Source organism: Paenibacillus sp. GCM10027628, from assembly GCF_042676385.1.
In the GTDB taxonomy this organism is placed as follows: Bacteria; Bacillota; Bacilli; order Paenibacillales; family NBRC-103111; genus Paenibacillus_E.
In genome coordinates, this window is sequence record NZ_JBHTHA010000045.1 from 1 (window position 1) to 9,551 (window position 9,551).

The window sequence follows — 9,551 nt, forward strand, 5'->3', positions numbered from 1 at the left end:
CCTTCGCCATTCGGGACTTGAACCCTATAGATAGCGCCCATGCTGGGCGCACACGCAAAAACACTCCAAACTTGGGAAGTTTGGAGTGTTTCCTGCTTTACTGTATGGCTCGGAGTAAAGTCGCTATTTCTGAATTCGTCTCCATGGATCGGAGAATGACTGTAATTGCTTCGGCCCGAGTCGTGTTTTTATCCGGTGCAAAATCTTGATGATCTCCCCCAATAACTATCCCCGCTCGAGCTGCAGTTTGAATCTGTTCTTTGGCCCAGGAGTTATTGATATCCACAAAGTTTGTGCTGCCCGTACCCCGAACTGCATTCATATTGATGATGCGGGTCATGATGGTAACCATTTCTGCACGGGTAATATATCGATCCGGTTTAAATGATCCATCCTCATAGCCGTTGATAATGTGATGCGAAGCTAAACTTTCAATCGAGTCCTTTGCCCAATTGTTTGTAATATCAGTAAATTGTACAGGGGTCTCCGCACTCTTCTTTAGAGCAAAGATTTTTGCAATCATGGTTGAGAACTCAACGCGGGTAATCAGCCCATCAGGTTTGAAGTTCCCATCGCTATACCCGTTAACAACTCCTAACTTAGTAAATAACTTAATATTTTTGTCCGCCCAATGATTTTTGACGTCCTTAAATTCTGCAACGGGACGGGATTGGCCTACTTGGATCATCTCTAAAAGCGTTTTTTTCATTTTAGCAACGGATGCGGGATCACTGGGATCAAAGATCACCGACTTTGTTGATGTATTTTGAACTGGTGCTGTACCGTTCTGATCGGGTTCACCAGTCGTCTGCGAGGGCAATGGCCCAGTGGAATCCGTTGAACCAGAAGAATCCGTTTCTTGGCGATAGGCCAATCGAGTTACTGTAATCGTATAGATCGTTTCCGTAATGCCGTCTTGGGCAACGGCCGTAACGGTAACCGTGTTTGTGCCTACTTGAAGCTCGATCGGTGCCGAAGCCTTCCCGCTCTCAACCAGGATCCCATTAATCAATATGGTTGCTGCTGGATCATAAACAAAGGACGTTACCGTTGTGGTGCTCACCCCGTTCGGAACGGTTAATATGTAATTTAAGGTGCCGCTCGAGAAACTCGGGATAAGGCTACCCGCAGATACATTTAGATCGGTCAAGATGCTGTTTGAACTTGGCAGACGTTTGACATGGACGGTATATGTCCCTTGAGTGACTCCATCTGGGGCCGTCACCTTCAAAACAATTTGATTGTCCCCTACTTTCAAGTTCATCGGATTCCCTACACCGCTAACTGCAGCCTGCCCGTTGATTGTGATCTTCGAATTGGGGTCATACACCGAAGCAGTGATAGTAGTTGCATAAACACTGTTAGCTACTGTTACCTTGTAATCCGTAGTAGAGGATTGGAAAGACGGTAACAAAATCCCATTTGTGAGCATTAAACTTTGCAATGCCGTCACATTTGCCGGCGGCGCTGGAACTGTTGCGGGAGTTGCGCTCACCGCATTCGATGCCCTACTAAGGCCTACCGGATAGCCTGCTTTTACGGCGAAGTAGTAGGTCGTTCCGTTAGTCAGGTTGTGGACGGTATATGTATTGTCCGTTACAGTTCCAACAGCACCTTGGCCAAATTGATCTGGAGTGTTTGCCATATAGATTTTGTAATAAGTCGCCCCCGTTACCGTTTCCCAGTTCAGAGTCACCTGACGGTCCCCACCAACAGCAACAATAACCTGCGGTCCTGCAAGCGTACCTGCATCCTCTACAGTGACCGTTCTTGTGACTTCCATTGCTGCGTTTCCGGCTGCGTCTCTTACGTTGTAAGTTACCACGTAAGTACCTGCTTTACTTGTATCGACTTGATCGCCGCCGACAACGACTTTAGATATCAGATCCACATTGGAGTCATCAGTCACAGTTACACCAGGCTCCGTAAATGTATCCCCAACCTGCAACGTAACTATGGCTCCTCCTAGAAGCTTGATGACTGGAGCCGAGCGATCCACATTTGTTACGGTGATAGTGAACGCTTGCTCCACTGTTGCCCTGCCGTCGCTAACGCCGACCCGAATCGAATAACTTTTCTTCGTGACGGCCTCCGCTGTTACAAGCATATTTCCCACTATGCGGAAGCTTCCGTTGTCGTCATCGCCACTGCCCGCTGTCAGCAAGTACGACAATGCGTCCCCTTCGGGATCGAACGCCTGCAGCCATCCCACAATTGTGCCGATATCGGCCCCTTCCACCACTTCTGTTGACGACAAACGAAGATCTCCCGGGGGGTTATTGTTTGACGACGCCGGAACAACTGTAACGATAAAGCTGTCATCCGCTGTGCCGCCTTTTCCGTCTGAAACCGTTACTGTCACGATCGCGCTTCCCCCGGCCTTCGGCTTTAGCGACAATGTCGTTCCGTCCAAAACAACATCAGCCACTTCAGGATGATCGATCTGAACCGACCAAGATAACGTATCGCTGTCTGGGTCGGTAAACCAATCATGCACGTCTTGGGAATACGTTGGACCATTCGCTATGATTGTCTGATCCGCAAGCTCATAGCGTCGAATCGGCGATCGATTAGCGACTTGTGTTACCGGGCCAATGAAAGAGCTTTTTGCCGCCTTTCCCTGCTTGGCCCCACTATCAGACATCGGCGTTACCTCAAATGCAATATACAGCCCTTCGTCTTCCGGCTGCAAAGTGTACGTTGTCCCCTCAGCTCCAGCAATGGCTACGGCGTCACTGCCTGCAGCATTCGTTGACCGATACCAACGATAAGCGGAGTGGCTTTCCAAATCCCCGTCCTGATCGTTGAAATGATATTCCCCATACACGGCTTGTCCGACTGTCGCCGAACCGCTTACCTTAACCCCGGTAGCTTCAGGAGGATAATCGATGCGCAGTTTTTGAATCCGCTGTAGGTTCGTATCCGCCACATAGGCAAGCCCATCCGATGCTGCTGCCAGGCCTGCGGGAGCATCGAACTGTTCCTCGCCAGACCCGAGTCCTCCCCATGCTTTAAGGAAATCTCCAGTTGCGCTGAACTGCTTTACGCGATGATTGCCCGTGTCAGCAACATAAACTTGACCGTAGGGATCCACCGCAATGCCGATAGGTGATGAGAACTCCGCCGCCCCATTCCCCAGACGTCCCCAACTTCGGACGAATACACCGTCAGCTGTAAATTGCTGTACACGATGATTGCCGGTATCCGCCACATACACCGATCCGTCCGGGCCTAAAGCTATACCGCTCGGATTCAGCAGCTCTCCTGGCCCGGAGCCATGGCTCCCCCAACTCTTCTCAAAACCATCGGCGCCCAAAATTTGAATGCGATCATTCCCGGAATCCGCAACATAAATCTTCCCCGTCGAATCATTCACATCAATGGAAGCCGGATGTAAAAACTCTCCCTCGCCCGAGCCCTTCCGTCCTAAACTGGCTACAAATGTGCCGTCGGAATGAAACACCTGAATGCGACCGTTACCAGAGTCTGCCACATAGACATACCCGCTTACGCTAACCGCAAGATCGGCCGGCGAAGAAAGCTCCCCTTCACCGGTACCTTCTATCCCCCAGGTGCTCTGGAAGTTTCCATTCGCATCAAATATTTGAATGCGGTGATTTTGCGTATCCGCCACATAGACGTTTTCCTGAACATCGACATCCAGTCCAAGGGGGTTATAGAAATCGCCCGGTCGGCTCCCTAGCACTCCCCAATTGCTTGCAGATGCATTGGCTGTGCCTAAGGGCAAAATAATCAAGGTAAATAGAAAGAGAATGGCGATATTCTTCATTTTAATCATAGCAATACCTGCTTAATTGATCCTTTGGGTAGTAATATCATAACTGACGACGGGTTGCTGAACACCGCGGCTGTCCCATGTTGTAACGGTGATCCCTGTATAATTAACGGAAAAGGTCTCCTCGGGAGCGAAACGCGCCTTATTGCTTATCTTGTAACTATTGATTACAGGCTCCTTCAAGGTATATTTCAGATAAGGACTCCCATTATCATCTAGAAATACGATGGCCCAATCACGATAAGGGTTGTTCCCGCTCCCAGCGGTTGTGGTAAGCAAATGTTTTCTAAAGATCGCAGGGCTGGAAGTGTCCACCTGTCTGGTGACCGAAATATCGTCTTCTTTAGGTAAACCCATCCCTCTACCTGTACCCGAAGTATTCACGACAATTGAACTGGAGAACCCCACTTCCGACAGTTCAATCCATTTGGTATAGCCCTCCACTGTAGATTCTCCTTGGATATCCGGAATTTGCAGCAAAACATGGGAACTCCTTTCCACAGGCGCCGCGGATACTCCTGGCATCGTAGTTCCCATGCAAATGATCAATAAAGCAACTGCAATGAATAAAAATTTCCTTTTTTTCATCATTTCACACTCTCCTAGATTCGTAGATACAAGACATTTTATGAGTTATTTCTACATAGTAATGCTGTTATAATATAAACTTCTAAGTTTAAAATTGGTTTAAAAAATATGAGATATATAGGCATCCACGATTTGACGCCTACTTCAATGAGAAAAACGTCTATCGACGTCCTTTCGAAGATGAGCGACCGCGTTTAGCGGAAGTTTTTATCGCCAATAGGAAAGTTTGTTAAGCACTTTAGTGCTTTAACGAAGTTAAACTTTCCTATGTGGTAAAAAAGAGAACAGGCCACTCGTGGCAGCCTGCTCCCTGGTTATCTTTAATGCCCCTTACTTGACCACTATCATTATCATGCATACAAACATTAAGCTGCATTCCGTTTGTATGCGCGCACCGCAAACAGATATGCGACGATCATTATCCCTAAGCACCACGCTAAAGCGACCCAGATATCATTGCCTACCGGTTGGCTTGACAATAGTGCACGGATGGTCTCTACGATAGACGTCACCGGCTGGTTTTCGGCAAAGGCGCGTACGACTGACGGCATCGTCTCGGTCGGCACAAAGGCAGAACTGATAAATGGCAGGAAGATCAATGGATAGGAAAAGGCGCTTGCACCTTCCACTGTTTTTGCGGACAGACCGGCAATGGCCGCGATCCAAGTCAAAGCCAGCGTAAACAGCACGAGTATACCTGCTACGGCAAGCCAAGACAATACCCCTGCCGACGAGCGAAAGCCCATAATGAGCGCTACGAGAATGATGACGACAATAGAAATGACGTTGGATACCACAGAGGTCAGCACGTGCCCCCACAGCACAGAGGAACGCGCAATCGGCATGGAGTGGAATCGCTCGATAATGCCCCGTTGCTTATCCAAAAACAGGCGGTAAGCCACGTAAGCCACCCCGCTGGCAATAGCCATAAGCAGTATGCCAGGCAACAGGTAGTTCACATAGTTATCCGTACCGGTTTTGATTGCGCCGCCAAACACATAGACGAACAGCAGCATCATTGCAATCGGAGTGATACAGACCGTGAAGATCGTGTCCATACTGCGGAAAATATGGCGCATGGAACGTCCAAGCATAACGCTCATGTCGCTGAAAAAATGTTTTTTTGCCGCCTCCATTTACATGGCCTCCTTTTTACCGATGATTGCGAGGAATATTTCCTCCAATGTCGGCTGTTTTTCAACATACTCCACCTTTGCGGATGGAAACAGCTTTTTCAGTTCCGCGAGCGTGCCGCTGGCGATAATCCTGCCCTTATGCAGAATGGCAATTCGGTCGGCAAGCTGCTCGGCTTCCTCTAAATACTGCGTGGTCAGGAATACCGTAGTGCCGCCGTCGGCAAGCTCCTTTACAATCTTCCAAACCTCGATACGTGCCTCGGGGTCAAGCCCGGTGGTTGGCTCGTCGAGGAAAATGATCTGCGGTTTTCCCACAAGGCTCAAGGCGATGTCGAGCCTGCGGCGCATACCTCCCGAATAAGTAGATGGCTTACGGTCGGCCGCGTCAGTTAAGCCGAAACGTTTCAGTAAATCGTCCGCAACTTGACGCGGATGATCCAGATGCCGCAGCTTGGCAATCATGATCAGATTTTCCCGACCGGTCAATATCTCGTCTACGGCGGCAAATTGCCCGGTCAGACTGATCGCATGCCGCACATTCTCGGGTTTTGAACCAACGTCAAATCCGTTTACGGTGGCGGTACCTCCGTCCTGTTTGAGCAGCGTGGTGAGGATTCTGACAATCGTCGTCTTGCCCGCGCCGTTGGAGCCAAGCAGGGCGAAAATCTCACCTCGCTTCACTTCAAAATCGACACCCTTTAGGACTTCTGTGTCCTTGAAAGACTTTCGCAGACCTTTCACTTCAATTGCTTTTTCCATCCCGACATCCCCCTTTTACTTTTCCTTATCCGTAACCTTTTTCATGGCCTTGTTACCTTCTTGGCCAACAGATTCTTGATAGATGTCAGCGTAAGTTTTTGAATCTTTGATTAGATCGTCGCAGAAAGCCGCTACGTCACTGCCCGTCACTTCGAGCACGCCTTTCCTCAAGGCCACTCCCTCTTCAAAAAGATCGATAATCCCCGAGAGTAAACCCGTCCCCTCAGTTAGCTCAAGAGGGCCGACCTTAAAGAGATATTTTTGAATCTCTTTATAAACAATCTGATAATCTTGCGGGAGCGCTTTGACACGCGCCACGTGCGCTCGCCACTCTTTTTTGCCTTCGATGATATCTCGTATTTTCATTTTATCCTCCTCCTATTTACCTAATTTTTTCGCGATATTATTGTTGAGTTGCTCGCGCCACTTGTCGCGAAGAGACTTCGCCCCTTCTTCGCCGGCCAGCGCTGAACAGAAGCCCTTGATATCGTCACCCAAAACCTCTTGGACACTCTGACCGTCCGCCGCCGATTCTTCCAGCAGGCCAAGCACACCGTCAAAAATTGGCATGAGGTTGCGACCGGTGAAATTGGAGTGCGGCCAAAGATTGACATTAATTTTTTCCCATGCCGCTTGATAATCAGCCGGCAGCTTTTTGACTCGCGATTCAAAAGTCTTAAATTCTTTAGTCATGTCGTTGCCGGTGATTTTTTCCCAAAAATTCATAATTCCTTCTCCTTTAACTCGTTAATTTTTGATGATACGAATTCCCATTTTTCCCAGAACCTCCGCAGCTCCTCGCGCCCCGCATCGTTGATCGCGAAAAATTTTCGCGGCGGTCCCATGTCGGAGGGCTTCTTGGTGATCTCCACCAACTTGTTTTTTTCAAGCCGGATCAGGATGGTGTACACCGTTCCCTCCACAACATCTGAGAAGCCGAGGGCGTTCAGCCGCCGCGTGATTTCGTATCCGTAGGTTTCTTCGCGGCTTATAATTTCAAGAACACAGCCCTCAAGCACGCCTTTGAGCATTTCCGTTATGTTTTCCAGCACAATCACCCTTCACTATTCTGTATGACTGGTATGCAGTGTTACTTACTACAGCTATAAAGTATCACGTAGTAGATTATTTGTCAATAGCGATATCTCTGATACGGATTTAAAATTTTCAACTATCCTGCCCGTTCGTTCAACGCCGCCGCGTGAGTCTAATACTTTATTTACCTAGTTTATACTTTATTTTCTCTGTACACCGGGAATTGCATGACGGCATCGGGTAAAGCCTGTTTTCCCTGCTGATCCAAATGGATCGCTTGATTGGCGATGAAGCGAATCCCGTGCAGGTGCATGTACGTAAAGGCGTATCCGATTCATCAAGGAGGTTCGCGATCCGGCCTGGCAGCTCTGCCCTTCCGTACTGGACGATCTGCGCGTCGTGCCGGTGATTCGCACCCACATTGCCAATTACGCGGAGCATTACGGCATACGCGTTCAATTGGAAGCGACGCTGCGCAAAAGGCTCGACGCCTTCGTCGAGACAACGATTTATCACGTTATCCAAGAGGCATTGACCAATATCGCCAAGTATGCCGACGTCTTCGAAGCGGCACAACCGTGACATTAATTGTCCCCCGTCAGTGACGGACATCACATCGGTTTGTTTCGTTTGGAGCTAAACTGGATATATCCAATCGAAAGAAGGTGCATGTTATGTTTTGCTCTAAATTATTGGTAGCGTATGACGGTTCGGAATTAGCGGAAAAGGCACTCGGCAGAGCTGCGCTTATTGTCAAAACAAACCCGCTCATCACGGTAAATGTGCTTGTCGTCAGCCCAGGCTTTAACGGCGGACGCGTGTATGCTTCCATTAACGAAAGTCTTTATGAGTCAGAAGCGAAATATTGGGAAGAAGTTGTCCAAAAAGTAAAACGAAGTCTGAGCCACCTCGCGAATCCTCATTCCGTTACACTTGCTCATGGCACGCCTCAAACCGAAATTGTGAAGTTTGCGGAAGAGCAGGATTGCGACCTGATCGTGATGGGCAGCAGGGGGATGTCGGGAATGAAGGAGCTGCTGCTGGGCAGCGTCAGCCACTATGTAGTCCAACATGCGCATATTCCTGTGTTGATCGAGAAATAGCGGCTGCTTCTATGGGATTTCTCAAACCGGGCCTGCTCGCCGGCGGCGAGCTGCTGACAGGCAACATAATGGCCGTGTCGGCGACCGTTCTGGCCGGCAAACTCCAGTGACGCACGTGGCGGGGAACTGGTCCGTCATTACCGCATGCAATTTTGCCGGCGCGATATTTGTCGCCTATGTGTTCGGACATCTGCAACTGGCGGGTCGCGTTGGCCGTATGGTTATCGTAAGGCGCGGAGGACGGAACCGGGAAAGTATGGGGGCATCTGGTTTCCAACCATGGCATTCGTCGCCATCGGTTTTCAACATGTTTTGGCCAATATGTTCGTCATCCCGGCGGCCATATTTGCCGGCCAAGCGACGTGGGGGCGTATGGGCGCAACTTCGTTCCGGTCTTTATCGGCAATGCGATTGGCGGGACTGTCTTCGTAGCCGGTGTATACCGGACGAGCTTATCCCTAAAGTATTAGATTGGGCCCGACAATCGAAACATCGGCAGGTCATGGACGAGAAAGTCTCAGACTACAGCTGTTTTTTTGAACTAACGTATCCGTTAGTGCAATCATGGTTTGAACGAAGGATATGTTCGAAAAATCATATATAAATACCTTTTAAGCAGTAAATTCCATAGTTCTGTGTGAAAATTCATACAGATTAGTGCTTTTTAAAGAAAAGAGTATCATTCTGTTCGATAATTCATACAGATTCGATCTTGTTTCGATAACTTTACCTTACTTATTCCGTTCAACTATACTGCCAGTTTGTTGAGCGAATTACGAAATAACCAAAATAAGCGATGGATCGGTTCCATCGCCGCGCTATCATGTCCCTTTAGCGGAGCAGGCTGCAATCATGTCTGCAGCCTGGTTGTCTTAGACTATCGTATCTTGGATTTTTATTTGATAATCATGGGATGATTCAGTTCCTTAAGAATCGAGAAAAAAGCTTTTGAGAACCTCCGCCACTTTGTCCGGTCCCCCCTCATTCTCTGGTCCAAAATGGTCCTGTTTGGGGAGGATTTCTATTTTGGAACAGAATATAGTGAGGTTCAACTCCTAAGCTATCGTGCCCGTTTCGTATTATGAGGTCACCAGATATTTCTGGTCGACCTCATTTTTTTGAAGCCGTAAGATA

General features: G+C 48.7%; 9 protein-coding genes and 1 pseudogene. 3 read left to right on the plus strand and 7 right to left on the minus strand.

The window, feature by feature from the left end; all coding sequences use genetic code 11:
- Window positions 1–97: 97 nt before the first annotated feature.
- The 7 genes from ACFQZT_RS28125 to ACFQZT_RS28155 form a co-directional block, all read right to left on the minus strand.
- Window positions 98–3,799 (minus strand): S-layer homology domain-containing protein, encoded by a 3,702-nt coding sequence (locus ACFQZT_RS28125; protein ID WP_379305499.1) that lies wholly within the window; start codon window positions 3,797–3,799, stop codon window positions 98–100.
- Window positions 3,800–3,811: 12 nt separating this feature from the next.
- Complete coding sequence (locus tag ACFQZT_RS28130) at window positions 3,812–4,387, minus strand: type VI secretion system tube protein Hcp (protein ID WP_379305501.1); 576 nt, start codon at window positions 4,385–4,387, stop codon at window positions 3,812–3,814.
- 362 nt (window positions 4,388–4,749) lie between these two features.
- On the minus strand, window positions 4,750–5,520 hold the full coding sequence (locus tag ACFQZT_RS28135; RefSeq protein WP_379305503.1) for an ABC transporter permease: 771 nt from the start codon (window positions 5,518–5,520) through the stop codon (window positions 4,750–4,752).
- Window positions 5,521–6,279: an ABC transporter ATP-binding protein gene (locus ACFQZT_RS28140; RefSeq protein ID WP_379305505.1), complete on the minus strand. Its 759-nt coding sequence runs from the start codon at window positions 6,277–6,279 to the stop codon at window positions 5,521–5,523.
- A gap of 15 nt (window positions 6,280–6,294) precedes the next feature.
- Complete coding sequence (locus ACFQZT_RS28145) at window positions 6,295–6,645, minus strand: DUF1048 domain-containing protein (RefSeq protein WP_379305507.1); 351 nt, start codon at window positions 6,643–6,645, stop codon at window positions 6,295–6,297.
- 12 nt (window positions 6,646–6,657) lie between these two features.
- Complete coding sequence (locus ACFQZT_RS28150; protein WP_379305509.1) at window positions 6,658–7,005, minus strand: DUF1048 domain-containing protein; 348 nt, start codon at window positions 7,003–7,005, stop codon at window positions 6,658–6,660.
- On the minus strand, window positions 7,002–7,310 hold the full coding sequence (locus ACFQZT_RS28155; protein WP_379305515.1) for a PadR family transcriptional regulator: 309 nt from the start codon (window positions 7,308–7,310) through the stop codon (window positions 7,002–7,004). The genes ACFQZT_RS28150 and ACFQZT_RS28155 overlap by 4 nt, the downstream gene beginning before the upstream one ends.
- Window positions 7,311–7,713: 403 nt before the next feature.
- Between ACFQZT_RS28155 and ACFQZT_RS28160 the strand changes: the two genes are divergently transcribed.
- The 3 genes and pseudogenes from ACFQZT_RS28160 to ACFQZT_RS28170 all read left to right on the plus strand — a co-directional run.
- Complete coding sequence (locus tag ACFQZT_RS28160) at window positions 7,714–7,896, plus strand: hypothetical protein (protein WP_379305511.1); 183 nt, start codon at window positions 7,714–7,716, stop codon at window positions 7,894–7,896.
- Between the two features lie 92 nt (window positions 7,897–7,988).
- On the plus strand, window positions 7,989–8,417 hold the full coding sequence (locus ACFQZT_RS28165; RefSeq protein ID WP_379305513.1) for a universal stress protein: 429 nt from the start codon (window positions 7,989–7,991) through the stop codon (window positions 8,415–8,417).
- 32 nt (window positions 8,418–8,449) lie between these two features.
- Window positions 8,450–8,887: pseudogene (locus tag ACFQZT_RS28170) on the plus strand (formate/nitrite transporter family protein); the annotation flags it as partial.
- Between the last annotated feature and the right edge of the window lie 664 nt (window positions 8,888–9,551).